The 291-nt window shown below is 49.8% G+C and carries 1 protein-coding gene; it reads right to left on the bottom strand.

Features of this window, described 5'->3' with window-relative positions; genetic code table 11:
• Positions 1-50: 50 nt before the first annotated feature.
• The coding region (locus tag LOK78_RS16500; RefSeq protein WP_232635682.1) for a hypothetical protein at positions 51-291 on the bottom strand (241 nt) is incomplete at its 5' end.

Here is a 291-nt window from a genome sequence, read left to right on the forward strand (position 1 = left end):
ATAAATAGGAGGTTAGGGACTCACCTTCCTCATGGTAGATGCTTAGATAACTAAGCGGTATTGCGAACTATCTCCTCGCTTGGAATTGTTGGAGAAAAAGCGAGGAGAACTGGTGCCATGAGTTGATTGGTCGCCCTTAGCCTTTTGTACCACATTTTTGCATCACCAGTGAGAGTCACCGCGAAGCATCGACACCTCGCTAGATCAGAGACCTGATGTAGCTCCATCAGGTCGTTGAAGGCATCGAGGTGATCGCGTGGATCACCCTCACCCTCAAATCTCAGGTCCGGC

The organism is Mangrovimonas futianensis (genome assembly GCF_021245805.1).
GTDB lineage: Bacteria > Bacteroidota > Bacteroidia > Flavobacteriales > Flavobacteriaceae > Mangrovimonas > Mangrovimonas futianensis.